This window comes from Microbacterium xanthum (assembly GCF_034531355.1).
Classification (GTDB): Bacteria; Actinomycetota; Actinomycetes; order Actinomycetales; family Microbacteriaceae; genus Microbacterium; species Microbacterium xanthum.
In genome coordinates this window covers 1,121,108-1,146,406 of sequence record NZ_JAWHUE010000001.1, presented here as the reverse complement: position 1 = coordinate 1,146,406, position 25,299 = coordinate 1,121,108, and the positions used below count along the sequence as shown (strand labels likewise).

At 70.1% G+C, this 25,299-nt stretch carries 23 protein-coding genes; 7 read left to right on the top strand and 16 right to left on the bottom strand.

The window, feature by feature from the left end; translation table 11 throughout:
• The first annotated feature begins 32 nt into the window (after window positions 1–32).
• A complete protein-coding gene (locus RZO50_RS05480; RefSeq protein WP_322598660.1) occupies window positions 33–2,648 on the top strand; it encodes an MMPL family transporter in 2,616 nt (871 codons plus the stop codon).
• Window positions 2,649–2,669: 21 nt separating this feature from the next.
• On the opposite strand, the gene RZO50_RS05475 is transcribed toward RZO50_RS05480, so the two are convergent.
• Genes RZO50_RS05475 through RZO50_RS05465 form a run of 3 tightly spaced genes read right to left on the bottom strand, consistent with a single transcriptional unit; the run spans window position 2,670 to window position 5,361 of the window.
• On the bottom strand, window positions 2,670–3,977 hold the full coding sequence (locus RZO50_RS05475; RefSeq protein WP_322598659.1) for an alpha-hydroxy-acid oxidizing protein: 1,308 nt from the start codon (window positions 3,975–3,977) through the stop codon (window positions 2,670–2,672).
• 53 nt (window positions 3,978–4,030) lie between these two features.
• On the bottom strand, window positions 4,031–5,164 hold the full coding sequence (gene menC, locus RZO50_RS05470) for an o-succinylbenzoate synthase (RefSeq protein WP_322598658.1): 1,134 nt from the start codon (window positions 5,162–5,164) through the stop codon (window positions 4,031–4,033).
• A gap of 41 nt (window positions 5,165–5,205) precedes the next feature.
• Entirely contained in the window at window positions 5,206–5,361 is a 156-nt protein-coding gene (locus tag RZO50_RS05465; RefSeq protein ID WP_322598657.1) for a hypothetical protein, read from the bottom strand.
• A gap of 177 nt (window positions 5,362–5,538) precedes the next feature.
• Between RZO50_RS05465 and RZO50_RS05460 the strand changes: the two genes are divergently transcribed.
• On the top strand, window positions 5,539–6,339 hold the full coding sequence (locus tag RZO50_RS05460; protein ID WP_322598656.1) for an SDR family oxidoreductase: 801 nt from the start codon (window positions 5,539–5,541) through the stop codon (window positions 6,337–6,339).
• Entirely contained in the window at window positions 6,339–6,542 is a 204-nt protein-coding gene (locus RZO50_RS05455) for a multidrug transporter (RefSeq protein WP_322598655.1), read from the top strand. Before RZO50_RS05460 ends, RZO50_RS05455 begins: the two co-directional genes overlap by 1 nt.
• On the opposite strand, the gene RZO50_RS05450 is transcribed toward RZO50_RS05455, so the two are convergent.
• Together RZO50_RS05450 and RZO50_RS05445 are read right to left on the bottom strand one after the other, a co-directional pair.
• The gene (locus RZO50_RS05450) at window positions 6,521–7,270 is read right to left on the bottom strand and encodes a GNAT family N-acetyltransferase (RefSeq protein WP_416211561.1); all 750 of its coding nucleotides are present in this window, start codon (window positions 7,268–7,270) and stop codon (window positions 6,521–6,523) included. The two genes, RZO50_RS05455 and RZO50_RS05450, sit on opposite strands and share 22 nt — an antisense overlap.
• Before the next feature lie 5 nt (window positions 7,271–7,275).
• Entirely contained in the window at window positions 7,276–8,061 is a 786-nt protein-coding gene (locus RZO50_RS05445; RefSeq protein WP_322598653.1) for an alpha/beta fold hydrolase, read from the bottom strand.
• An 82-nt stretch (window positions 8,062–8,143) separates the two neighbouring features.
• Here RZO50_RS05445 and RZO50_RS05440 point away from each other — a divergent pair, with 82 nt between their 5' ends.
• The 4 genes from RZO50_RS05440 to RZO50_RS05425 all read left to right on the top strand — a co-directional run bounded on the left by RZO50_RS05440 (window position 8,144) and on the right by RZO50_RS05425 (window position 13,897).
• Complete coding sequence (locus RZO50_RS05440; protein WP_322598652.1) at window positions 8,144–9,499, top strand: peptide synthetase; 1,356 nt, start codon at window positions 8,144–8,146, stop codon at window positions 9,497–9,499.
• Window positions 9,500–9,503: 4 nt separating this feature from the next.
• Window positions 9,504–11,036, top strand: a complete 1,533-nt coding sequence (locus tag RZO50_RS05435) for a peptide MFS transporter (RefSeq protein ID WP_322598651.1) — start codon at window positions 9,504–9,506, stop codon at window positions 11,034–11,036.
• 124 nt (window positions 11,037–11,160) lie between these two features.
• Complete coding sequence (locus tag RZO50_RS05430) at window positions 11,161–12,681, top strand: SulP family inorganic anion transporter (protein ID WP_322598650.1); 1,521 nt, start codon at window positions 11,161–11,163, stop codon at window positions 12,679–12,681.
• 10 nt (window positions 12,682–12,691) lie between these two features.
• The gene (locus RZO50_RS05425) at window positions 12,692–13,897 is read left to right on the top strand and encodes an ROK family transcriptional regulator (RefSeq protein WP_322598649.1); all 1,206 of its coding nucleotides are present in this window, start codon (window positions 12,692–12,694) and stop codon (window positions 13,895–13,897) included.
• Between the two features lie 6 nt (window positions 13,898–13,903).
• On the opposite strand, the gene RZO50_RS05420 is transcribed toward RZO50_RS05425, so the two are convergent.
• The 11 genes from RZO50_RS05420 to RZO50_RS05370 all read right to left on the bottom strand — a co-directional run bounded on the left by RZO50_RS05420 (window position 13,904) and on the right by RZO50_RS05370 (window position 25,296).
• Window positions 13,904–15,262, bottom strand: a complete 1,359-nt coding sequence (locus tag RZO50_RS05420; RefSeq protein WP_322598648.1) for a chromate transporter — start codon at window positions 15,260–15,262, stop codon at window positions 13,904–13,906.
• An 84-nt stretch (window positions 15,263–15,346) separates the two neighbouring features.
• Window positions 15,347–16,354: a sugar phosphate isomerase/epimerase family protein gene (locus tag RZO50_RS05415; RefSeq protein ID WP_322598647.1), complete on the bottom strand. Its 1,008-nt coding sequence runs from the start codon at window positions 16,352–16,354 to the stop codon at window positions 15,347–15,349.
• Window positions 16,351–17,553 (bottom strand): Gfo/Idh/MocA family protein, encoded by a 1,203-nt coding sequence (locus RZO50_RS05410; protein WP_322598646.1) that lies wholly within the window; start codon window positions 17,551–17,553, stop codon window positions 16,351–16,353. Before RZO50_RS05410 ends, RZO50_RS05415 begins: the two co-directional genes overlap by 4 nt.
• Window positions 17,554–17,579: 26 nt before the next feature.
• A complete protein-coding gene (locus RZO50_RS05405; protein WP_322598645.1) occupies window positions 17,580–18,299 on the bottom strand; it encodes an ABC transporter ATP-binding protein in 720 nt (239 codons plus the stop codon).
• Complete coding sequence (locus tag RZO50_RS05400; RefSeq protein ID WP_322598644.1) at window positions 18,289–19,053, bottom strand: ABC transporter ATP-binding protein; 765 nt, start codon at window positions 19,051–19,053, stop codon at window positions 18,289–18,291. The genes RZO50_RS05405 and RZO50_RS05400 overlap by 11 nt, the downstream gene beginning before the upstream one ends.
• Before the next feature lie 61 nt (window positions 19,054–19,114).
• A complete protein-coding gene (locus tag RZO50_RS05395; RefSeq protein WP_322598643.1) occupies window positions 19,115–20,383 on the bottom strand; it encodes an ABC transporter substrate-binding protein in 1,269 nt (422 codons plus the stop codon).
• Window positions 20,361–21,467, bottom strand: a complete 1,107-nt coding sequence (locus RZO50_RS05390; protein WP_322598642.1) for a branched-chain amino acid ABC transporter permease — start codon at window positions 21,465–21,467, stop codon at window positions 20,361–20,363. The genes RZO50_RS05395 and RZO50_RS05390 overlap by 23 nt, the downstream gene beginning before the upstream one ends.
• Entirely contained in the window at window positions 21,464–22,327 is an 864-nt protein-coding gene (locus RZO50_RS05385) for a branched-chain amino acid ABC transporter permease (protein WP_322598641.1), read from the bottom strand. The genes RZO50_RS05390 and RZO50_RS05385 overlap by 4 nt, the downstream gene beginning before the upstream one ends.
• 110 nt (window positions 22,328–22,437) lie before the next feature.
• Entirely contained in the window at window positions 22,438–23,136 is a 699-nt protein-coding gene (locus RZO50_RS05380; protein WP_322598640.1) for a GntR family transcriptional regulator, read from the bottom strand.
• A gap of 7 nt (window positions 23,137–23,143) precedes the next feature.
• Window positions 23,144–24,061 carry a creatininase family protein gene (locus RZO50_RS05375; protein ID WP_194423613.1) on the bottom strand — a complete coding sequence of 306 codons (918 nt, stop codon included), beginning with the start codon at window positions 24,059–24,061 and terminating at the stop codon, window positions 23,144–23,146.
• Entirely contained in the window at window positions 24,058–25,296 is a 1,239-nt protein-coding gene (locus RZO50_RS05370) for a Tm-1-like ATP-binding domain-containing protein (RefSeq protein WP_322598639.1), read from the bottom strand. Before RZO50_RS05370 ends, RZO50_RS05375 begins: the two co-directional genes overlap by 4 nt.
• Window positions 25,297–25,299: the final 3 nt, after the last annotated feature.

Below are 25,299 nucleotides of genomic sequence, written 5' to 3'. Positions count from 1 at the left end.
GCGTCGCCCCTGTGCATCCACGAAAGGTGATCATGGCTGAACTGCTGTACCGGCTCGGCAAGGCGTCCGCCCAGCGGGCGTGGATCGTCATCGTGGCGTGGATCGCCGTCCTCGGCCTCGCCGGCGGGGCCTTCGCGGTGGGCTTCGGCACGCTCGCCACGAGCTTCGACGTGCCCGGCACGGCATCCGGAGAGGTCATCGACGAGCTCGCCGAGGAGCTCCCCGACTACGCCGGGGCCTCGGGACAGGTGGTCTACCACTCGCAGGACGGCGCAGCCTTCACCGACGAACAGCAGGCCCAGATCGCGGAGGTCGCAACGGGCATCGCCGACCTCCCCGACGTCGCGCAGGTGGTCGACCCGTTCGAGACCGAACAGGAACGCGCCGACCGCGAGCAGGAGATCGCCGACGGCCGCACCGAGATCGCGGACGGACAAGCCCAGCTCGACGCCGGCCAGGCGCAGCTCGACGCCGCCGCCGCCGAGCTCGACGCGGGCCAGGAGCAGCTCGACGCGGGGCAGGCGCAGCTGGATGCCGCCCGCGAACAGGCCGAAGCGGCCGGCGCACCCGCCGCGCAGATCGCCGCCCTCGACGCGCAGCAGGCGGAACTCGACGCGCAGCAGACGCAGATCGACGCGGGACGCGAGGAGATCGCCGCACAGCAGGCCGAACTCGACGCCGGCCGCGCGGACCTCGCCGAGGCGGCCGAGCAGCTCGAGGTCGGCGCCGATCTCCTGGCACTCTCCGACGGCATCCGCGTCGTCTCGGAAGACGGCGCGACCGCGCTCGTGAACGTCTCATTCGACGTGCCGCTGCTCCAACTCGACGCCACCTCGAAAGACGCCGTGATCTCCTACGTGGAGGCGAACCCGATCGACGGCGTCGAGTACGCGTTCTCCTCGACGCTCGCCCAGGCCGTCCCGAACCTCGTCGGGGTCGGCGAGATCATCGGCCTCGCGATCGCCGCGATCGTCCTGCTGGTGATGCTCGGAACCGCCATCGCCGCCGCCCTGCCGATCGCCACCGCCCTCGTCGGTGTGGGGATCGCGGTCCTCGCCGCCCTGTCGCTGTCGGGCGTGCTCGACATGTCGAGCGTCACTCCCGTGCTCGGGATCATGCTGGGCCTTGCCGTCGGAATCGACTACTCGCTGTTCATCATCAACCGACACCGCACACAGCTGCTCGAAGGCGCCGACATGCGCGAGTCGATCGGACTCGCCAACGGCACGGCCGGAAACGCCGTCACCTTCGCCGGCTCGACGGTCATCATCGCCCTGCTCGCGCTGAACATCACCGGGATCCCCTTCCTCGGCCTCATGGGCACCGTGGGCGCGTTCGCGGTGCTCATCGCGGTGCTCATCGCCGTGACGCTCACACCGGCGCTGCTCGGCCTCATCGGCCCGCGGGCGCTGAACCGACGCGCCCGCGCGAAGATCGGCACCGTCCACCACGAAGACACCGGTGCGAAGCCGATGGGCACCTGGCGTGCGGTGCTCACCGCGGCGGGCGCGATCATCGCCCTGCTGGTGATCGCCATCCCCGCCCTGTCGATGCGCGTGGGACTGCCCGACGGGTCGAGCGAGCCGGAGGAGTCATACGCCTACCAGGCGTACACCCTCACCGAGGACGCGTTCGGCGCGGGCGCCAACGGCACCCTGCTCGTCTCGGCGACCCTTCCCGGCGACCTCGACGAGACCGCGGAACTGCAGGCCCAGCTCGACATCGCCACCGCGCTGTCCGACATCGACGGCGTCGTCGCCGTGGCCCCGATCGCCGTGTCGGACGACGGCACCCTGGCGGCCTTCCAAGTGGTGCCGGAAGACGGCCCCAGCTCGGTGTCCACCGAGGAGCTCGTGCGTGACCTGCGCGCCCTGCCGCCCATCGACGGCGAGTACGAACTCGGCGTCGCCGGTCAAGCGGCGATCAACATCGACATCTCCGAGAACCTCGCCGACGTGCTGCCGCTGTACATCGCCGTCGTCGTCGGCCTGTCGCTGCTGATCATGATCGTCGTGTTCCGCTCGCTGCTCGTCCCGATCATCGCCACCGGCGGGTTCATCCTGTCGCTGTTCGCCACGTACGGCGCGACCGTCGCCGTCTTCCAGTGGGGATGGGGCGCCGAGATCATCGGGCTGCACGCGACCGGGCCGATCCTCAGCTTCCTCCCCGTCCTGTTGGTCGGCATCCTGTTCGGGCTCGCCATGGACTACCAGCTGTTCCTGTCGTCGGGCATGCGCGAGGCGTTCGTGCACGGCGCACCCGCACGCCTGGCGGTCATGCGCGGGCTCCGTGCCGGCCGGGCCGTGGTCACCGCGGCGGGGCTCATCATGGTGTCGGTGTTCGGCGGGTTCATCTTCGCCGAGTCGACGATGATCCGCTCGATCGGGTTCGGTCTGGCCTTCGGCGTGCTGCTCGACGCGTTCGTCGTGCGCATGCTGCTGATGCCGGCGCTCATGCACCTGCTCGGACGGTCGGCCTGGTGGCTGCCCCGATGGCTCGACCGGATCATCCCGAACGTCGATGTCGAAGGCGCCCAGCTCGAGCGCGCCCACCACGCGCCCCGGACGGACGGCGAGGGCGCTTCGTCCGGCGCCACCGACGATCCGCCTCTCACGCGCCGAGAGGCGCGCGCCCGCGGGGACCTCTGACCGCGGCCGTGGGGGCGCGCGTCACACCGCGCGAAGCGCGTCCCGGCCGACCTCGGCGATCCGCGTGTGGCCCGACAACCCCAGGGTGATGTCGAGTTCGGCGACGATGTTGCGCAGCACCTCCCGCACACCGACCTCCCCCGCGACGGCCAAACCGTAGGCGTACGGACGGCCGATCGCCACCGCCGAGGCGCCGAGCGCGAGCGCGACGAACGCATCCGACCCGCTCCGCACTCCGGAATCGAACACGACGGGAACCGCCCCGCCGACGCGGTCGACGATCCCGGGCAGCACATCCACCGTCGGCACGGATCGGTCGATCTGACGCCCGCCGTGATTGGACACCCACACCCCGTCGAGGCCGGCATCCACCGCCCGAGCAGCGTCATCGGGGTGGACGATCCCTTTCACGATGATCGGCAGTGTCGTCCATTCCCGGGCCTTGGCGAGGTCGTCCCACGTCAGCGACGGGGTGGCGAACACGTCGAGGAACGTCTCGACCGCAGCGCGGGGCAGCGGTGACGCCAGGCTCCCCCGCAGGCCCTCCCCGGTGAGAGGCCGTCCCTTGCGGGCGATCGACACCCCGGCCCGCACGGCCGATGGCGTGATCCGCACCGACGGAGACGGACCCGCGACCCTCGCACGGTGTTCGACGAGGCGCCGGAAGACCGGGTCACTGGTGTACTGGGCGATTCCGAGCCCGCGCGTGAACGGCAGGGAGGCGAGGTCGAGGTCGCGCGTGCGCCAGCCGAGCAGGTGCGTGTCCACCGTGACGACGATCGCCTCGCACCCTGCCTGCTCGGCGCGGGACAGGAGGGACGCGTTGAGCTCGTCAGAGGAGGACCAGTACAGCTGGAAGAACCGAGAACCGTGCGGAGCGGCGGCCGCCACATCCTCCATCGGCCTCGACGCCTGAGCGCTGAGCGCGTAGGGCACTCCCGCCCGGTCGGCGGCTCGCGCGATCATCGCGTCGCCGTCGTCGTGCACCATCTCCATCACGCCGAGCGGCGCGAGGATCAACGGCGACGGGCGCCGCACGCCGAACAGGTCGATGGACAGGTCGCGTTCGGCCACGTCGCGCAGCGGGCGGGGCCACACCTGCCACCGTTCGAACGCGGCACGGTTGGCGGCCATGGTCCGCTCCGACCCCGCGCCGCCGGCGATGTAGGCGAACGCCTCGCGGCCCATCCGCCGCCTCGCCGCCTCGGCGAGCGCTCGCGGGTCGACCGGCACGGCCGGGGTCGTGCCACTGACACCGGCACGGTAGATCTCAGACTGGGCGCGGCGACCGGCGCCGTCGGGGGCGGGAGCATCTTCGCTGTCGGCCATAGCGCCAGGATAGAGCGCACCCTCCGAGCCTCGGGGGCGCGCGTCGGCGGCCGTCAGGGACGGATGAGCGTCTTCTCGACCGTGAAGGCCTCGAGCGCGTCCGGATCGATGTCGACGCCGAGGCCGGCGCCGCTCGGCACGCGGACGTGGCCGTCTTCGAGCACCGCCGGCTCGGTGACGATGTCGCGGGTGTAGAAGCGGTCGGCCGCCGAGACATCACCCGGAAGCGTGAACCCCGGCAGGGCGGCCAGGGCGGCGTTCGCGGCGCGACCGATGCCGGTCTCGAGCATGCCGCCGCACCAGACCGGCACGTCCGCGTCGCGGCACAGATCGTGGATGGCGATGGCCTCGAGGTATCCGCCCACCCGACCGGCCTTGATGTTCACGATCGCCGCCGATCCCAGGGCGAGGGCATCGGAGGCGGCCTTCCGTGACGTGATCGACTCGTCGAGGCATACCGGGGTCGACAGCCCGGCAGCGAGGGTGGCATGGTCCACCAGGTCATCCTCCTGCAGCGGCTGCTCGATCAGCAGAAGGTCGAAGCGGTCGAGGGCGGCGAGGGTGTCGGTGTCGGCGAGCGTGTACGCGGAGTTCGCGTCGACCTGGAGCGGGATGGTCCCGAAGGCCTCGCGGACCGCGGCGGTGTCGTCGATGTCGCGCCCGGGCTTGATCTTGATCTTGATCCGCACGTAACCCTCGTCGAGGTAGCCCCGCACCGCGTCGACGAGGGCGGCCGGATCCTGCTGGATGCCGACCGAGACCCCGGAGGGAACGCGGTCGACGACGGCGCCGGCGTACGAGGCGAACGAACGGTTCTCGGCGCGCAGGGCGGCGTCGAGCACCGCGAGTTCGAGACCGGCCTTGGCCATGCGGTGCCCGACGAACGGTTCCAGAACGGCGGCGACGCGCTCCGGGGCGAGGGAGCGCTCGGCGAGGAGGGCCGGGATGAGGAACCGCGTCGCGACATCCCACGCGCCGTGCGTGTACTCGCTCGAGTACAGCGGCGCCTGCTGGGTCACGATCTCGCCCCATCCCTCCGCACCGTCGGCGAGGGCCCGCGCGACGATCACCTCGCGGACGGTCTCGGTGCCGAACGAGGTCGTGAACGGCGAAACGAGCGGGAGGTGCAGGACGCGCAGCTCGAATCCGTCGAGAGCGACGGGAGCCGCGGGGTGGGCGATCGGCATGCCCCCACGTTAGCGAGGTGCGTGCCCCCGCGTCGGAGATCTCAGACGAGGACGACGCGGCTGCCGCGAACGGCCGTGGGCCCCGGCACGAAGGTGGCGCGGCGCCGCGCGGCGCGTGTGAAGGGCCAGCGCGGGATGCCGGACGTGGCGCGGGTGCGGGTGGCGCCCGAGGCAGCGGGCGTGATGGTGGTGCGCATGTCGGTTCCTTCCGTGCGGAGTTCCGAGCCGTGCAGTGCTCACCGAACGAGAGGGCACGGATGCCGTGGCGATACACCCGCGGGCGGATCGGTTACCGATCCGCCCCCGTCTAACGCGCCGAACGGGTCGTGTAAAGCCCCTCTCGCCGGTGCGAGCACGGCCGTAACGTCGCGGGCATGCAGACCGGATTCCACCCTCGCCGCGCCATCGTCACCGGGTCGGACTCGGGGATCGGGGCGGCCACCGCTCTCGCCCTCGCCGATGCCGGACTCGATGTCGTCGTCACATGGCACAGCGATCAGGACGGCGCCGAAGACACCGCGCGGGGCGTTCGCGAGCGCGGCCGCACGGCGTTCGTGCGGCAGTTCGACGCGACCGACCTCGATCAGGTCGGCGCGAGCATCGACAGCATGGTCGACGAGCTCGGCGGGCTGGATGTGTTCGTCAACAACTCCGGCGGCGGCAACGGCGGTCCCTTCCTCGACCTCGACCTCGACACGTGGCGCGGGATCGTCTCCCTCAATCTCGACGGCGCGTTCCTGGCCCTGCAGGCGGCCGCTCGCAGGATGACCACGCAGCGCACCGGCGGCCGGCTGATCGCCGTCAGCAGCGTCCACGAGCATCAGCCACGCGTGGAGTCCGCACCGTACGTCGCGTCCAAGCACGGGCTCGGCGGGCTGCTGAAGGTGATGGCGCAGGAACTGGGCACCCACGGGATCACGGCGAACGCGGTCGCGCCCGGGGAGATCGCCACACCGATCAACGACATGGACGCCGAGGATGCCACCCGCACGCACCGCCCGGGCATCCCCCTGGCCCGCCCGGGGACCCCGGAAGAGGTCGCCGACGTCATCGCCTTCCTGGCCTCCCCCGCGTCGAGCTACGTGACCGGCGCGAGCTGGGTCGTCGACGGCGGGATGCTGCAGATGGGCCCGCAGGCGGGCTCGCACCTGGAGAGCGACGGATGGAGGCCGTGATGGCGACGAGTGATGACATGACGCCGGATGAGAAGCGGCACGACCAATTGACGTCGGCGCCGGATGCGACCGAGGCGGACGCCGCGCCTCGCATCGATGTGTCGGTGCACGACGGCGTGAAGCGCATCGACGTCCGGGATGACGCGGACGTGCGGCCCGGCGGCCCCGAGGGCGTTGACAGTCAGGAGCGGACGAGCAAGTAGCCCCGCGTGTCGTCGAATCCGCCGACCACCCGTCCCGCCGCGATGTGGGCCTGCATCTGCTCGCGCACGCGGATGCGCCACTCGCGCGCCGCGTCGGGGTCGGTGCGTCGCAGCGTCTCGATGTCGGCGGGCACCTCGACGGAGGCGACCACGTGGGTGTCCTCTGGCATCGCGGCGGCGGCCGACGCGACCGACCAGGCCACGAGTATGCGGTCGGTCTCGTCGCCGCGATTGACCCCGTCGTCCATCGCCCCGTAGTGGTTGACGAGGTATTCCACGGCGCGGACGCCGAGAACCCGGAAGTTGAAGTGGGCGTTGCGGCGCACCAGCGGGTCGAATGTCCACGTGATCGTGCCGACCTCGCGCTCGAGGGCCCACTCCCGCTGATGCTGCTTGAGCATCCGACCGATGCCGCGCCCCTGGCGGCCCGGCAGCACGCCGGTGATGTGGGAATGCATCGTGCGATCCGTGGGCGCCCCGAAGAAGGCGACGGACGCTCCGATCATCTCGCCGTCGTCCCAGAGCCCGACCGTGTACGAGCCCGCGTGCGCCATCGCCCGCAGCAGCTGCGGCGGCATGGCTCCGCGGTCGCCGCCCCAGACCCGCGCGAGGACGTCGCTGGCCGCGAATGCGTCGTCGACGGAGGCGAGCGGCCGGATCTCGAACCCGGCGTCCGGCTCGGGATGCTGCGCAGTCACGCCGCCCACCCTACGCCGCCGGCCGAGCATGCGGATCAGCGGTGGTCGATGGTGGTCACGTGCTCGGCGAACAGTCCCGGCCAGGCCATGATGCCGTAGGGGGTGCGGGCGATCACCAGACGCGCGTCGGGCAGGAGCTTCTTCAGACGCTTGGCCGTCGAAACCGGATGGGCGGCGTCGCCGGTCCAGGCGAGGATGAGCGTCGGGGTGGTGATCCGCGACACCGCCTTCTCACTCGGGAAGTCGGTGCTCGCCGCGCCGCGCAGCACCGTGGGGAGGAGGTCCTCCGGGACCGTCGGTGTCGTGGTCGGCGCATCCGAGAGCGCCGGCGGCACGGGGGCGGTGTGGTTGGCGTGGAAGACCCCGAGTCCTTCCTTCTCGATGAGCGCCGCATTGGCACGGTAGAGCTGGGTCTGCGCGGCGCGGGTCTCCCAGGCGGTGGGCGGCACGACGAGGGTGAGGCTCGCGAATCTCTCGGGGTGCTTCTTCGCCGCGTGCAGCAGGGTCGCCGATCCCATCGACGGTCCGATCGCGTGGACCGGTTCGCCCGGCGCGACGTGGTCGAGCAGCGCCAGCAGGTCCTTCGCGAGTCGGTTCCACTGGTACGAGCGGGGGTCCCGGTCGCCGGTCGATCCGCCGTGCCCGCGAGCGTCGTAGCGAAGCACCCGGTGGCCTCGGAGCGCGCGGGCGAGGTCGAGACCGAGCTGGGCGTCGCGGTCGCGCGACGACGTCAGTCCGTGCAGCTGTACGACGAGGGGTCCGTCCTCGCCGGTGATCTCGTAGTCGAGTGTCGCTCCGTGCGGAACCTCGAGAGTGGGCACCGTTCCTCCATCTCCGGTGCGCCGTCGCCGGTTGTGACATACCGTCGCGGGAACGAAACACCGGGCCTCTACACTACGGGCGATGCGGCTCACGAATATCGCGCAGGCCACGCTCCCGCCCGGAGCGGTGCACAGCTACGCCCTGCGCCCGGTCGGCCCCCGGGGCCGCGCTCTGCCGGTCTCGTTCGATCAGGGCCGCCATGTCGGTGCGGGCGACCGGCCGGGCTCCTGGATGTCGATCGCACTGCGCCTGCCGGTGGGGACCACGCGCGATGCGCTCGCGGCGGCGTGGCAGCGCACCGTGTCGCGGCACGGCACGTTCCGTTCGGTGTTCGGCCTCGACGATGCGGGGCGGCCGACGCTGCACGAAGTGACGCTCGGCGACGGCACCTGGGAGACCCATCCCGTGCCCGAGGCGATCGCCACACGGGAGGTCGTCCGCGAGCTGTTCGACGTCGCCTGTCGCCCCCTGGCCGACCCATCGCATCGCATGGTCGTCATCGAGCCGGACACCGCGGCCGATGATCCCCGCCCCTGCGTGGTGCTGGGCGCCGACCACGCCCACGTCGACATGTGGTCCCTCGTCGTCGTCGCCCGCGACCTCATCGCCTACCTCGACGCGGCGGCCGGCCAGGAGGGCGCCGACGACCTTCCCGATGCGCCGCCGTTCGCCGAGCACACCGCCGCGCTGGCCGAGCGGGGCCCGGCGCCCGCGACGGTCATCGACGAGTGGGCGGCGATCATGGAGGTCTGCGGCGGCGAGATGCCGCGTTTCCCCCTTCCCGTCGGCGAACCCGATCCCGGCGCCCTCCCGGTGGTCGAGGTGCGCGAGGTGATGGACGCCGCCGAGTACGACGCGTTCACGCGCGCCGCCAAGGCCGGCGGAACCTCGACGATCGGACTGGCGATGTCGGCGCTGACGGAGGTGACCCGCCGCCTCGCCGCCGCGCCGTTGCGCGCGGTCTTCCCCGTGCACAGTCGTCACGAACCGCGCTGGCACGACTCGTCGGGATGGTTCATCACCAACTCGGTCCTGGAGTGCGACGACGACGCACCCACGGCGTGCGCCGCCGCCGTCAAGCGCGCGATCACCCTCGGTTCGCACCCGCTGGCCCCGATCCTCGAACCGTACGGCGGCATGCGGGTTCCGCGCGGCATGTTCGCCCTGTCGTGGCTGGACACCCGCCGCCTGCCGGCCGAGCTCGACGACCGCCTCGACGCGCAGTACGTCTCCGCCGTCGGCGCGAGCGACGACGTCATGCTGTGGTTCGTCGTGAACCGCCGTGGTCTGCACCTGCGATGCCGCTACCCCGACACCGACGAGGCCGTCGCCGCGGTGGGCGGGTGGCTGGACGCCGTCGTCGACGCCTTCCTCGCCCGCATCCCCGACACGGTGGCCGAAGGAGCTGTCGGAGCGGGCCCGGTGTCGATACCGTGAACGGATGCGCAACGAGAGCGGAAACGGCCCCGAAGAGGTCCCGGTAGGACCTCCCGACGGCGCCGCCGACGCCGCGGGCGTGCTCGCCAACGCACCGGGCGACGCCGACACGCGCTTCTTCGGCCAGCCGCGCGCGCTCGCGCACGTGTTCGGTGTGGAGATGTGGGAGCGGTTCAGCTTCTACGGCATGCAGGGCATCCTGCTCATCTACATGTACTACTCGGTCGCCCAGGGCGGCCTGGGGATGGACGAGGCCATCGCGACCGGCATCGTCGGCGCCTACGGCGGCACCGTCTACCTGTCGACCATCGTCGGCGCGTGGCTGGCCGACCGCGTGCTCGGGTCGGAGCGGGTGCTGTTCTACAGCGCGTGGGTGATCATGGCCGGGCACATCGCCCTCGCCGTCCTCCCGGGGTTCTGGGGGCTCGGGGTGGGGCTGGTCCTGATCGCCTTCGGCTCAGGCGGCCTCAAGGCCAACGCGACCGCGGTGGTCGGCACGTTGTACAGCGCCGACGACCCGCGCCGCGACGCCGGCTTCTCGCTGTTCTACCTCGGCATCAACCTCGGCGCGTTCTTCGGCCCGATCCTCACCGGCCTGCTGCAGTCGACGATGGGCTTCCACTGGGGCTTCGGCCTCGCCGCGGTCGGCATGGCGATCGGTCTGGTGCAGTACGCGATCGGCCGCAAGGGGCTTCCGGATGCGGCGCGCGTCGTGCCGAACCCGCTCCCGCGCAACCGCTACGCGATGTGGATCGCGATCACGATCGGCGCCGTCCTCGCGCTCACCGTCCTCGTGCTGCTGGGGGTCATCACGCCGAGCAACCTCGACCTCGTCGTGATCGTCATCACCGTCGTCGCGGCCGTGGCGTACTTCGTCGTCATCCTCGGATCGAACCGCATCACCGCGATTGAACGCTCCCGGGTCTTCGGGTTCATTCCGCTGTTCATCGTGAGCGTGGGCTTCTGGTCGCTGTACCAGCAGCAGTTCACGGTTCTCACCATCTACTCCGACAAGCAACTGGACCGCTCGATCTTCGGGTGGGAGATGCCGGTGTCATGGGTGCAGTCGATCAACCCGATCTTCATCATCGTGCTCTCGGGCGTCTTCGCCGCTCTGTGGACCAAGCTCGGCAACCGGGCCCCGTCGACGCCGATGAAGTTCGGGCTCGCCGCGATCGTCATGGGCTCGGCGTTCCTGCTGTTCCTCCCGTGGGCCGGGGGAGCGCCGAACTCCACACCGCTGCTGGCCATCGTCGGCATCCTGTTCGTCTTCACCGTCGCCGAGCTGCTGCTCTCGCCGGTCGGGCTGTCGGTGACCACCAAGCTCGCCCCGACGGCGTTCCACGCGCAGATGGTGGCGCTGTTCTTCCTGTCCGTCGCCCTCGGCACGACCATCGCCGGATGGGCGGCGGAGTTCTACACGCCGGAGGACCAGGTGCCGTACTTCTCGATCCTCGGCGGCATCGCGATCGTCATCGGCCTGGCGATGATCGCCTCGGTCAAGCCGGTGCTGGCGCTGATGAAGGGCGTGCGCTGACGGCGGTCGGCGCGCACGCGTCCAGGCGCGTCCCGTACCCTGGGTGACCGGAACCACGCCGCGTCGCACCTCCCGCGCGCGCCCGCCCGGCTCGTTCGAGCCTTCCTGCCTTTCCGGAGATCCCATGGCCACCGCTGCGCGCGCCACCGCGTCCGACCGCTACCGTCCGCGTCCGTCCGTCCTCGAGGCGCTGCGCAGCCCGCGCATCCTCACCAAAGAGGTGCTCGCCGGCCTCGTCGTCGCCCTCGCGCTGATCCCCGAGGCGATCTCGTTCTCGATCATCGCCGGCGTCGACCCGCGCGTCGGGCTGTTCTCGTCGTTCGTGATGGCCGTCTCGATCGCCTTCCTCGGCGGACGTCCCGCCATGATCACCGCCGCGACCGGCGCCGTCGCCCTCGTGATCGCCCCCGTCGCCCGCGAGTACGGCATGGACTACTTCCTCGCCACGGTGATCCTCGCCGGCGTCTTCCAGGTCATCCTCGGCGCGGTGGGCGTGGCCAAGCTGATGCGCTTCATCCCCCGCAGCGTCATGGTCGGCTTCGTCAACGCCTTGGCGATCCTCATCTTCACCGCGCAGATCCCGCACCTGATCGACGTGCCGTGGCAGGTGTACCCGCTCGTGATCGCGGGGCTGGTCATCATCGTCGGCATGCCGCGTCTGACCAAGGTGGTCCCCGCGCCGCTGGTCGCGATCGTCATCCTCACGATCATCACCGTGACCTTCGCCATCGCCGTCCCGACGGTGTCGGACCAGGGCGAACTGCCCGACAGCCTGCCTGAGCTGCTCATCCCGAACGTGCCGCTGACCGGTGAGACGTTCGCGATCATCGCCCCCTACGCCCTCGCGATGGCGCTGGTCGGGCTGATGGAGTCGCTCATGACGGCCAAGCTCGTCGATGACATCACCGACACCCACTCGCACAAGACCCGCGAAGCCCTCGGCCAGGGCGCCGCGAACGTGCTGTCCGGGATCTTCGGCGGGATGGGCGGCTGCGCGATGATCGGCCAGACGATGATCAACGTGAAAGCCTCCGGCGCCCGCACGCGCATCTCGACCTTCCTCGCCGGGGTCTTCCTGCTGATCCTGGTCGTCGGCCTCGGCGACATCGTGGGACTCATCCCGATGGCCGCGCTCGTGGCCGTCATGGTGATGGTCTCCGTCGCCACCTTCGATTGGCACTCGATCCGCCCCGGCACCCTCAAGCGGATGCCCATCGGCGAGACGATCGTGATGGTCGCCACCGTCGCCGTCGTCGTGATCACCCACAACCTCGCCATCGGCGTGGTGCTCGGCGTCGTGGTCGCGATGGTGATCTTCGCCCGGCGCGTGTCGCACTTCACGTCGGTCACGCGCACGATCGACGAGGACGCCAGCGTGCCGACGGCGCACTACCGGGTCGACGGCGAGCTGTTCTTCGCCTCGTCGAACGACCTCACGACCCAGTTCGAGTACGCCGATGACCCCGACCGCGTCGTCATCGACATGTCTCGCTCGCACGTCTGGGACGCCTCCACCGTCGCGGCGCTGGATGCGATCGTGACCAAGTACGAGAACCACGGCAAGCGCGTGGTGATCGAGGGCATGAACGAGTCGAGCTCGGCGATGCACGCCCGCCTGACCGGCAACCTCGGCGGCGAGGGCTGAGCGCCCGACCGTGAGCGGACCCGACGCGGACGGACAGGCACGGACGATCCCGGGCCGTCACGCCCGCGCCGTGCTGCGGCTGCTGCGCGATGACGGTCCGACCTCGCGCATCGCGCTCGCCGAACGACTGGGGGTGTCGCCGACCACGATCACCCACACGGTCGGACCGCTGCTGGCGGACGGGCTGGTCGAAGAGCTGACGACTCCCGGGGCGCACGAACGCCGCGGGCGGCCGGCGGTCGCGCTGCGCGCCGTACCCGAGGCGCTGACCGTCGGCGGCATCCACCTCGGTGTCGGCATGATCCGCGCCGGTCTCACCGACGGTCTCGCCAGGGTGCGCGGAGTCCGGGTCGCGCAGTTCGATCCCCGGATGCCCGCCGCAGAGGTGCTCGCCCTCGCCGCGGCGGAGTTGCGGGGCGCCATGGCCGCCGACGCCGGCCCCGCCCCGTCGGCGATCGGCGTGGCCGCCCCCGGCGCCGTGGACGAGACGGGGCGGGTCAACACGCTCGCGGTCAACCTCGGGTGGCGCGAGGTCGCGCTCGCCGACGCCCTCGAAGCGGAGCTGGGGATCGCCGTCCACGCGGAGCACAACGTGCGCGCGATGGCACTCGCCGAAGCGCACTACGCCGCGCATCCCGTGCCCGGCGGGACTCGTGCCGGGCGACACGACCCCGGCGGTCTCGCCTACGTGTATCTGCGCCGACGCCTCGGTCTGGGGCTTGTGATGCGCGGTGCCGCCGCACGCGGCGGTGCGCACGGGGTCAGTGAGCTGGGTCACATCCAGGTCGATCCGTCCGGCCGGCGCTGCCCCTGCGGCAACCGCGGCTGCCTCGAGACGGTCACCTCGACGGTGCATCTGCGCGCCCGGCTCGAAGCCGCCGGAGTGGACATGCGCGACGTCGACGACCTCGACATCCTCACCCACGTCGACGCGGTACGCGGTACCGCGGTGCACGAGGACTTCGTCCGCCGGATGGCGCAGGGGCTGTCGATCGTGGCGAACCTCACCGGACCGCATGAGATCGTCCTCGGCGGCGCCTTCACCGGCGCACCCGACCGCCTCTTCGACGACCTCGCCGAAGCGACCGCCCGCGCGACGTTTCCGCTGGTCCGCCCGTCGGTGGTGATACGTCGCGCGGGTCTGGCAGAAGGCGGCGTCGCCGGCGCGGCCGCGGTCGCACTCGACGCGACGGTGTACGGCCCGCCCGTGCTCTGATCCGGGTCAGATCATCGACAGCAGCGCGAGCGAGGACCCCCCGAACAGCAGGATCAGTGCGATGTCGGGCACGCGGGCGAGTCGGTGGATGACGGGCACCGTCGCCGCGAGGGCGACGCTGCCGGCGACGGCCCACACCGGCGGGATGCCCGCTCCCTCGGCGATCTCTGCGCTCGCGTGCAGCAGCGACACCGATGTCGAGGCCAGCAGGCCGCAGATGACCGGCAGGATGTACGCGGAGATGTTGCGGACGAAGACCGACTCGCGGGCCCGGTCGTAGCCGGCCAGCAGCAGCAGGGCGATCGCACAGCAGCTGCCGACGGTGATCAGCAGCGCCGCCCCCGCGAGGACAACCCCGGCCATCACGGAGCCCGACCCATGGCCGACCGTGTACGCGACACCGGCGGCGATCTTGACCAGGATGGGGCCGGGCAGGGCGTTGGCGACGGGCACGATCTGCCCGTAGAAGACCGACGAGTCGACGACCCCCGACGCGACGAAGAAGCCGTCGGCGACGCCGACGTACGCCTCCCCGCCACCGAACGAGGAGACTGTCGACACGACGATCAGACCGAGGAGCCCCGCCGTCTCCACGCCGGGGACGACGATCAGAGCGAGCCCGACGCCGGCGACCACGAGCGCGGCCACCAGGCCGGCTGCGCGCATCGCCCGTCGTCCACCGCCGGTGCTCGGCGCCGCATCCCCCGACCCGGCCCGCGACGAACCCCGCACCATCTGCCAGAGCGTCACCACCGCGATGCCGCCGAGCGAGACGAGGACCAAGCCCAGCGCCGACAGTTCCGGAAGCATCCACTGCTGCTCGGCATCGGCGAGGTCGTGACCGAGGGAGACGGTCTTGCCCGCGCCGGAGAGCAGGAAGGCGAGCACCGCGATCGCCGTCGGCACCGCGCGCAGGCGACCGCCCGGGGCGAGCACCTTCACCACGTAGTGCGCGAGCAGGTAGAGGATGAACGCCGAGATGCCGAGCGACGCCGCCTCGATGACCGACACGGCGCCGGGACCGAGGGCGGAGAAGAGCGCGAGCAGCGCGACCGTTCCGATCGTTCCCGGCAGGGCGACGGCGAGCGCCCCGGTGAGGGCCGCGGCGGAGCCGTTGAGCTGCAGGCCCGAGAGGGCGGCGAGCTTGGGGGGAAGGGCACCGGGGGTGATGTTGGCGATGACGGTGTCTTTGACGAACTCGCCCTCGTCCAGCCGTCCCGCTCCCACGAGTTCCTTCTCCATCACGGGGATCAGCGCGCTGCCGCCGCCGAACCCGATGACGCCGACCTTCAGCATCGCGCCCAGGTGGCGCCAGCGGCCCATCCGGCGTGCGGGGAGAGCGGCGGGCGCGGCGGGTGTGGTCAAGCGAGAGCTCCTGGGTTCGAGGCGGCTCCTCTCAGTCTCGCATTATTTTATAGATTGGAATAATTCGTGCAGCACCAGCCGCGATCAGTCGGATGAGGAGAAGGCGGCATCGAAGGCGCGTCCCGACGGGGTGTAGCTCGTCAGGCGACGCACGAACGACAGCGCCTCGGGAGCCCCGACCATCCGGTCCATCCCGGCGTCCTCCCACTCGACCGACAGGGGTCCGTCGTAGCCGATCGCATCGAGCATGCGGAAGGCACTCTCCCAGGGCACGTCTCCGTGCCCGGTCGAGATGAAATCCCACCCCCGCCGGGGATCGGCCCACGGAAGGTGTGACGACAGCCGCCCGTTGCGCCCGTTCTGCATGCGCCGCTTGGTGTCCTTGCAGTGGACGTGGAAGATGCGGTCGCGGTAGTCCCACAGGAACCCGACGGGGTCGAGGTCCTGCCACACCATGTGCGAGGGGTCCCAGTTGAGGCCGAAGCTGCCACGGTCGCCGATCACCTCGAGGGTGCGCGCGGTGGTCCAGTAGTCGTAGGCGATCTCGGACGGGTGGACCTCGAGCGCGAAGCGCACACCGAGGTCGTCGTACACGTCCAGGATCGGCGAGAAGCGTGCCGCGAAGTCCTCGTATCCCGCGTCGATGAAAGACTCCGAGGCCGGTGGGAACATCGCCACGGCCTTCCAGATCGACGATCCGCTGAAGCCGACGACGGTGTCGACGCCGAGCTTGTCGGCCATGCGCGCGGTCATCGTGATCTCCTCCGCCGCGCGTCGACGCACCCCCTCCGGGTCGCCGTCGCCCCACGCGCGCGCCGGCAGCACGTCACGGTGGCGCTGGTCGATGGGGTCGTCGCACACGGCCTGTCCGGCGAGGTGGTTGGAGATCGTCCACACCTGCAGCCCGTTTCGGTCGAGGATCTCCCGACGCGAGCGCACGTAGGCGGCGTCATCCCATCGCGAGACGTCGAGATGGTCGCCCCAACAGGCGATCTCGAGGCCGTCGAAGCCCCACTCGCCGGCCAGGCGTGCAACCTCCTCGAACGGCAGGTCGGCCCATTGCCCCGTGAACAGCGTGACGGGTCTGGTCATCGTTCTCCTCCTCGATCGTCTCCGGCCTCATCGCCGGTCGATGTCCATCGCGACCCATCGTGGTCGCTGCGTTCGACGGCGTCGAGCACCCGCTGCACCGACAGCCCCTCGGCGAAGGTCGGATGCGGCGACGTGCCCGACGCGATCGCCTCCACCAGATCGACGACCTGGTGGGTGAACCCGTGCTCGTACCCGAGCATGTGGCCCGGCGGCCACCATCCGGACAGGTACGGATGCGCTCCCTCGGTCACGAGGATGCGCGTGAAGCCCTGGCGGTCCTCCGGCGCGGTGCGGTCGTAGTACTCGAGGACGTTGAGGTCCTCCAACGCGAAACGCAACGCGCCGCGTTCGCCGGAGACCTCGATCTCGAGGCCGTTCTTGCGTCCGGTGGCGAACCGCGTCGCCTCGAAGGAGGCCAGGGCGCCGCCGCTGAGGCGGCCGGTGAACAGGGCCGCGTCATCGACGGTGACATCGCCGTAGCCCTCCCCGGCGGTGCCCTGCAGACCGGATCCGGCCGCCTGCAGGGGACGCCGCGCGACGATCGTCTCGAGGGTCCCCGAGACGGCTGTCACGGCTTGCCCGGTGACGAACTGCACCATGTCGACGATGTGGGCGCCGATATCCCCGAGCGCACCGGATCCCGCGTGCTCCCGCTGGAGCCGCCAGGCGAGCGGCATGTCGCGGTCGACCAACCAGTCCTGGCGGTAGGCCGCACGCACGTGGGCGATCTGCCCGACGACGCCTTCGGCGATGAGGTCACGCATATGGGTGACCGCGGGAACACGTCGATACGTGAACCCGACCATCGCGATCTGCCCCCGCTCTCGCGCGCGATCCGCGACGGCCGCCATCATCTCGGCCTCACGGCGCGAATTGGCGAGCGGCTTCTCGCACAGCACGTGCTTGCCGGCGTCCAACGCCGCGAGGGCGATCTCCGCGTGGGAGTCCCCGGGGGTGACGATGTCGACGACATCGATCTCGTCGGAGCGCACGACCGAGCGCCAGTCGCCGGACGCACCGCGCCACCCCCACCGCGTCGCCGCCTCGGCGGCCGCGTCGGCTCGCCGCCCGACCACCATCGCCATGTCCACAGCGCGCGGCAGGTCGAACATCCGCGGCGCCTGCCGCCAGCCCACACTGTGGGCGGCGCCCATGAATCCGTGGCCGATCAGGGCCACCCGGAGCGGCGCGTCGGTCATCATCGTCCTCCTGTCCTCTGTGCCTGCTACGCGCGGGATTCCGACACCCCGAGGTAGCGCGCCTGGGCATCGGGGTCATGGGCGAGCTCATCCGCCTCGAGGTCTGCCGCGATGCGCCCGTTGACCATCACGAGAACGCGCGGACACAGCTCGAGGGTGAAGCGCAGGTTCTGCTCGATGAGCAGCACCGCCTGCCCCTCACGCACGAGCATGCGCAGCGTGTCGGCGAGGTGGTCGACGATCGCGGGGGCGAGGCCCTCGCTGGGTTCGTCCATCACGAGGAGGTGGGGGTCGGTCAGCAGCGCCCGCGCGATCGCGAGCATCTGCTGCTCACCTCCGGACAATTCCGCGCCGCCGTTGCGTCGACGCTCGGCCAGCCGCGGGAACAGGTCGTAGACGTCGGCGACGCTCCAGCGCCGCGCACGGCGCCCGCCCACCATCGTCAGGTGCTCGTGCACGGTGAGCGAGGGGAAGATGCGTCGTCCCTGCGGCACGTAGCCCACGCCTGCCCGGTTGACCTGGTTCGGGGTGCGTCCGACGAGCTCGCGGTCGCCGAAGCGCATGGATCCGGAGTCGATCGGCAGCATCCCGGCGAGCGCTTTCGCGAGGGTGGACTTTCCCATCCCGTTGCGTCCGACCATGCCGAGCGGCTCGGCCCCCATCGTGAAGGCGACATCCTGCAGGATGTGCACGCGACCGTACGAGACGTTGAGTCCGGAAACGGCCAGCAGCGGTTCAGGCGACATCGTCGATCGTTCCTCCCAGGTAGATCTCCCGCACGCGTTCGCTGCGTCGGATCTCATCGGGGGTGCCCTCGAGGATCTTCTCCCCGTCGTGCATGACGATCACCCGGTCGGCGACGGCGAGCGCGATGTCCATGTCATGTTCGATGAGGATGAGACTGACCTCGCGGGTCAGCTCGCGGAGGATGCTGACGAGCCGGATGCGCTCTGCGGGCGAGAAGCCGGCGGCGGGTTCGTCGAGCATGAGGACCTTGGGCTCGAGCGCGAAGGCCATCGCCAGCTCCAGCTGGCGCTGCTCTCCGTGGGAGATGTCGCCGACGACCGCGTCGTGCACCGTCCCGAGGCCGACGCGTTCCAGCAGCCCCGCGACCTCATCCCACCGGGGTGCGTCGCCCCCGACCGGCCGCAGGCTCCCCCCCGGGAAGCGACGTCCGCCGAGCGCGACGTAGACGTTCTGCGCGACGGTCATCTTGTCGAACAGTCGCGAGGTCTGGAACGTGCGCGCGATACCGAGCCCGGCCCGGTGCGCGGCGCTGGTGCGCGTCACGTCGGTGCCGAAGAACGACACCCGACCGGTGCTCGCCCGGACGGTGCCGGCGATGCAGTTGAACAGGGTCGATTTGCCGGCGCCGTTGGTGCCGATCACGCTCAGGCGATCACCGTCGCCGAGGGTCAGGTCGATGGGGCGCATCGCGTGCAGGCCGCCGTAGTGCTTGGACAGCCCCACGACCTCGAGCGCCGGGGTGCGGTGCGTCATGCGCGTTCCTCTCCGTGGAAGATGTGGGGGCCGGGCATGATCGCCCGACCCCCGGCCCGCATCACGGGCAGCTGTCGAACCGGTCGTAGGTGACCGTGTCCTGCGTCACCCCGGCCGCTTCGCTGATGGTGTTCAGCACGAGCTCGCCGCCGTCGGACTGCACCTCGACGATGAAGTTGTCGACGATGCCCTGATTGTTCTCATCGACCGTGATGTTGCCGGTCGGGCTGTTCCAGTCCGTCGCCGAGAGCGCCTCGTGCAGGCTCTCCTGATCGGCGCCCAGGTCGCCACCGGTGGTCTCGATGCCCATGAGGAGCGGCATGATCGAGTTGTACGGCAGGATCGCGAAGATCGACGGGCTCGGGAACGCATCCGGCAACGCCGTGTAGGCGTCGGAGAACTCGATCCAGTCCGGGTTGTCGTAGTCCTGTCCGGGTACCGGCCCACCGGAGATCATCCCCTCCGCCGCGGAGGCGAGGTTGGTGTCGCCCGACAGCGCCGTCGTGTCCACGGCGATGGTCCCGCCCACGAGGGGCTTGGCGACGCCGGCGGTGACGGCCTGCGACAGGAAGCTCGCCGCGTCGGCGCCTCCGAGGCCGACATACACCGCGTCGGTCTCGTCGGGGATGGTCGAGATGATGGTCGCGTAGTCGGTGGTTCCGACCGGAACCCACGAGCTGCCGGTGATCTGGCCGCCCGCGTCGCAGAACTCGGAGAAGAAGCCTCCCGCGTTGTCGTAGGGGAAGGAGTAGTCCTCGGCGATGAGGTAGATGTTCTCGTACCCCTTGTCGTCGTGGGCGTAGGTCCCGACGCCGCCCATCCACATGGCCGAGTCGCCGAAGAATCGGTAGAGGTTGTCGGCCCCCTCGAGGGTGAGACCGACCGGGCTGGCGGCGGAGATGACGAAGGTCTTCTCGGGGACGGTCAGCGCGTACTGCGCGACGGCTTCGCCCTCGTCACCGGAGACCGGTCCGAAGACGATGTCGACGTCGTCGTTCTCGACGAGCTTCTTCACCTTCGTCTGGGCGGTGCCGCTGGTGCCATCGGTCGACTCGTAGATGAACTCGACCTCCGTGTCGCCGACCGTTCCCCCGTCGGCGTCGCCGCCGTACTGCTGCATCGCCACCTCGATGGCGCGCTTGCTCTCGTCCATGGCGAAAGCGAGACTCCCCTCGCCGACGGCGAGGACGCCGATCGTGAGCGTGCCGTCGTCGCCTCCGGCGTCCGAGCCTCCGCCCGAACCACTGCAGCCGGCGAGTGCGAGGGCGGATGCGGCCGCGATCGCACCGACGGCGAGGAGTCGCCTGTCAGTCTTGCTGGTCAGCCTCATTGCTGTTTCCTTTCTCGATTGCGTGACCCCGTGACGGTGCTGAGGCCCCGACTGCGGGCGCGTCGCCCGCAGGGTCTGTGGAGCGCTTCCGGGTGAAGCGCGTCTTGATCTGCGCCGCGATACCGGCAAGGCCTGCGGGCGCGAAGTAGAGCACCAGGATGAAGATCAGCCCGGTGAGGGTGAGGTAGCGGTCGGTGACGTCGCCCGCGAAGTTGTCCAGGAGGGTGAGGAACAGGCCGCCGGCGAACACTCCGCCGAGGGACCCGATCCCGCCGATGACGGCGACGACGAGGATGTCGAGGGTCGCACCCAGGCTCACCACGTCGGGATCGACCTGGGATCGGTCGAAGGCGAGGATGACGCCGCCGATCGAGGCGATGAATCCGGCGAAGGTGATCGCGAGCACGCGGTAGCGCACGATCGGGTACCCCAGGGCGCTCATGCGCTCGGGACTGTCGCGGATGCCCTGGAGCGCGTAGCCGAACGGCGTGGACGCGATGTAGCGGCACAGCAGGTAGCAGGCGACGGCGGCCAGCAGGACGGTGTAGTAGAAGACGTTGAGGTCGCGGAAGTCCAGGATCCCCCCGTCCCCGCGGGTGATCGGTGCCAGGCCGCGGCGGGCGTTGGTCACCTCGATCGACTGCGAGGCCCACGAGGAGAAGACCTGGCCGAGCGCAAGGGTGATCATGAGGAAGTAGATCGCCTTGGTGCGCGCCGCGACCAGCGCGGTGATCAGTGCCCCGAGGGTTCCGGCGAGCACGCCGAGACCGATGGCGGCCACGTCGGGCCACCCGAGGGTGACGGCGGCGAAACCGACCCCGTAGGCGGCGATGCCCGCCACGGTCATCTGCGCGAGCGAGAGCAGGCCCACGTACTTGTTGAGGAACACCAGGCTCATGGCGATGATGCCCAGCCACAGCGACTTCACCCCGATGTTCGACACCCAGAACCGCGGGCGGTCGACGATGAACGGGAAGATGATCGCGAGGATCAGGATCACCGTCCACACGATCCACATGCGGCTGCGGCGTCGGGTCGGAGGCGTCGCGGCGTCGGCCGGCGCCGTGCGGGTGTCGGTGGTCATGTCGTCCTCCCCATGAGGCCCTGCGGTCGCAGCGCGAGCACGGCGACCATGAGGGCGAAGGTGATCACGAGGGCGTACGTGGGGACGTACACCAGCGCGAACTGCGAGACGACACCGACGAGCACCGAGCCGATCGCCGCGCCGGGGATGGAGCCCATCCCGCCGACGATGACGACCACGAGTGAGAACAGCAGGTAGGTGGCGTCCTGGCCCGGCAGCAGGGGGAACAGCGATCCGCCGACGACACCGGCGAAGCCGGCGAGGGCCGAGCCGACGACGAACACGATGGCGAACACGCGTCCGATCGCGACGCCGGTCGCGGCGGTCATCTCGCTGTCGTCGACCCCGGCACGCACGATGGCACCGAAGCGGGTCTTCTGGATCACCAGCCAGATGGTCACGCCGATGACGATCGCCAGCGCCAGGATCACCAGTCGCAGCAGCGGGTAGGGGCTCGACAGGAACGGAAGGTCCACTCCGCCGGCGAGCCACTCGGGCACCGGCACCTGGGTGGCGGTGCCGCCGAAGACGGCGAACATGAGGTCGGCGCCGACGATGGAGACCCCCAGGGTGATCAGGGCCACCCGCATGTCGTCATCCTGGAAGCGCTTGATGAGCACCTGGTGGATGAACAGGCCGACCACCCCGACGGCCGCGGCCGCCACGATCGCGCCGAGCAGCCAGTTCCCGGTCTCGCGGACGACGACGTAGCCGATGTATCCGCCGAGGAGGTAGCTGGTGCCGTGCGCCATGGTGATGACCCGCATGAGTCCGAAGATCAGCGAGAGTCCACTGGCGACGAGGAAGTACACCGCGGCGAGCGTGAGGCCGTTGAGGGCGACCTGCAGAAACTGGTCCATTCACCTCACTCCTTCGTGACAGATGGTGTGTTCGACATTGGACACGAAACTGTATTCCTTCTTGTATACAGGTATGGGCACGGGGATGGAAGAGCGTGACGAGGGGGTTCTCAGCCGAAGAAGACGGAAGCCGCTTCGAGCTTCTCGAGGATGCTCACCCGCATGTGGCCGATGTGCTTCTGCACGGCCGGCGGGATCGCTTCGGTGTCGCGGGCGACGATCGCCTTGGCGAGCTCGACGTGTTCGGCGGAGCACCCGACCAAACGGGACTGAGCGGACGCGGCGCGGGTCCAGAACCGTTGGATCCGGCGGCGGGTGTGCTTGACCGTCTCCGAGACCAACTGGTTGCCCGCGACCTCGTTGACCAGCCGGTGGAACCGGATGTCGGCTTCGGACCAGGCGGTCTTGTCACCGGCCTCGGCTGCGTCCATCATCTCGTCGACGACCTCGAGGATCTGCGTCGACACCGCCTCGTCGTGCTCGCGGGCGGCCTTGACGAAGATGTACGTGTCGAGCACTTCGAGCAGGTCACAGGCCTCGTTGACCTCACGAGGTGTGAGCGTCGACACCGAGAACCGCGCGTTGTCGGTGCGCCGCACGAGCCCTTCGGTCTCGAGCCGCTGCAGGGCCTCGCGCACCGGAGTGCGACTGATGCCCAGTTGCGTCGCGATGCGGTTCTCCGACAGCGGTGCGCCCGAGGTCAGTCGGAAGGCGGTGATCTCCGCGAGCAGCCATTCATACGCCTCGTTCACCCGCGACGCCGAGTCGGTCATCGACATGGCACTCACCGCCTTCCGCTCGTTCGACATGCGATCCTCACATCGTACGGTCGATGAATTCGCGCGTGTGGACGTCCACATCGACCTTCTGCAGCTCGAGGATGCCGCGAGCGACGTGCTCGCTGTAGCGACGGAACGCCTCCTCGCCCTTCTCCGCCGTGGCGCGCATCGGGTTGCCGATGATGCCGTTCTCGACGAACTCGTGATGGTCCATCGGGAAGGTGAAGTACTGGTAGCCCTCGAACTCCGTGTCGGGCATGCCGTCGTTCTTGCGGAAGGCGTCCGGCAGGAAGGCGGGCGTGTGAGCCCGCGTGTCGACGGCGCGCTCCATCCGCACCAGGTCGGGGTTCCACGCGAGGTCCTGCGAGGTCTCCAGTTCGCTCGAATGCCAACCCGGGGTCTCTTCCGGAGGGTTCTCCATGAGGCCCTCGAGGATGCCGACGTAGCGCTCCATGAACGGCTTGACGAAGGAGATCAGCGCACCGGTCTCGTATCGCAGGCGGCGCAGCACCGGGTCGACGACCTTGGTGTTCGAGCCGTGCCCGTTGATGAAGATGATGCGGTTGAACCCGTGGTGGATGAGACTGCGGGCGACGTCGTTCATGAGGTTCAGCAGGGTGCTGGCCCGCAGGGTGATGGTTCCTCGCCCCTGACCGACCCCGTACATGTGCTGGGGCGAGTAGCCGGCCCACAGCGGCGGGGTGTGCAGCACGCCGATCTGCTCGGAGATGCGCGAGCTGATCTCGACCGCGGTGATCGTGTCGGTGTACAGCGGCAGGTGCGGCCCGTGCTGCTCGGTGCTGGCCATCGGCACGAGCACGGTGTCCTTGGTCTTGAGGTACTCCTCGATGTCGACGTACGACAGGTCGGCGAGGTTCCACGAACGGAACTTGGCACGGAAGTCCTCGTCCCCTTCGGTGAGGTGGGGGACGCGGCGTTCGGGTCGTTCGGTCATGTGGTCTGCTCCTTGTTTTCTCGGGCGAGGTGGAGGAAGGCGTCGGCGACGAGCCGGCCCAGGGCGGGGTCGTCGGCATGGCGGGCGACCGTGCGCACGGGGATGTCTTCGCGCAGGTCGCGTCGGATGGTGTCGAGGAATCGGCGATCGGCGTCGGGGTTCCAGAACACGCCCCCGGGGGTGTTCGGGATCGACAGCCCCGCGGTCGGGACGATGACCTCCACGTCGGCGACCGCCTCGTTCAGGCGTGCCGCGAAGATCTCGCCGACCTGCGCCATCTCGTCGTCGGAGGTGCGCATGAGGGTGTACTGCGGGTTGTGTTCGTAGAGCGGACGGCCTCGGTGGCGCTCGGGGATGGCATCCGCCTCGAAGACGGAGAAGTCCACACACGCCGGCACGACGACCTGGGGGATCCCGGCCCGCCCCACCCGGCGCAGCCGATCGGGGCCGGCGTCGTGGATGCCGCCGGTGAGATGGTCGACGATCTCGTTGGTGGTGTAGTCGACCACCCCGACGAAGTGACCCGCCTCGGCGAGCTCCTCCATCGACCGGCCGCCCACGCCGCTGGAGTGGAACACCACGGCTTCATAGCCGTGTTCCGCCAGGCGCTCGGCCAGCGCCCCCACCGCGGTGGTGGTGTTCCCCAGCATCGTGACGCCGACGTAGCGGGCTGCCGGGTCGGGTGCCGGGAGCACGTGGCCGTGCTCGAGCATCCCCGCCATCGCCGCCGCGGCGTTGTCGAACACGGTGGTGGCGATCGTGTGGAGACCGAGGATGTCGACCACCGAGTGCAGCACCATGACGTCCTTCGTGCCCACGTAGGGCGCGAACTCATGGTGACCGGACGCGGTGGGGGCGATGACGATCTTGGGCACGCCGAGGGGGAGACGGTGGAGCGCCGCCGCCCCCATGACGACGCCCACACCTCCGATCGCCATCCCCCCGGCGATGCGCCCTTCCCGCCACAGCCGGTCGACGTAGTCGACGACGAAGCCGCGCATCAGCGCGACCGCGTCCCCTCGCGTGCCGGCATTCTGCAGCTGCTCGAGCGTGATGCCCCCGAACTCCGCGAGGTCGGCGTGACTGACGTCGGGGGTGATCCCGACGGGTTCGCCGAGGATCCCCGTGTCGATCACGATCGACGGCACACCGAGGGCCGACAGGCGATCGCGCAGGTAGGCGACCTCGGGCCCCTTCGTGTCGAGGGTCGCGATGAGGGCGACGGGAAGGCTCACGTG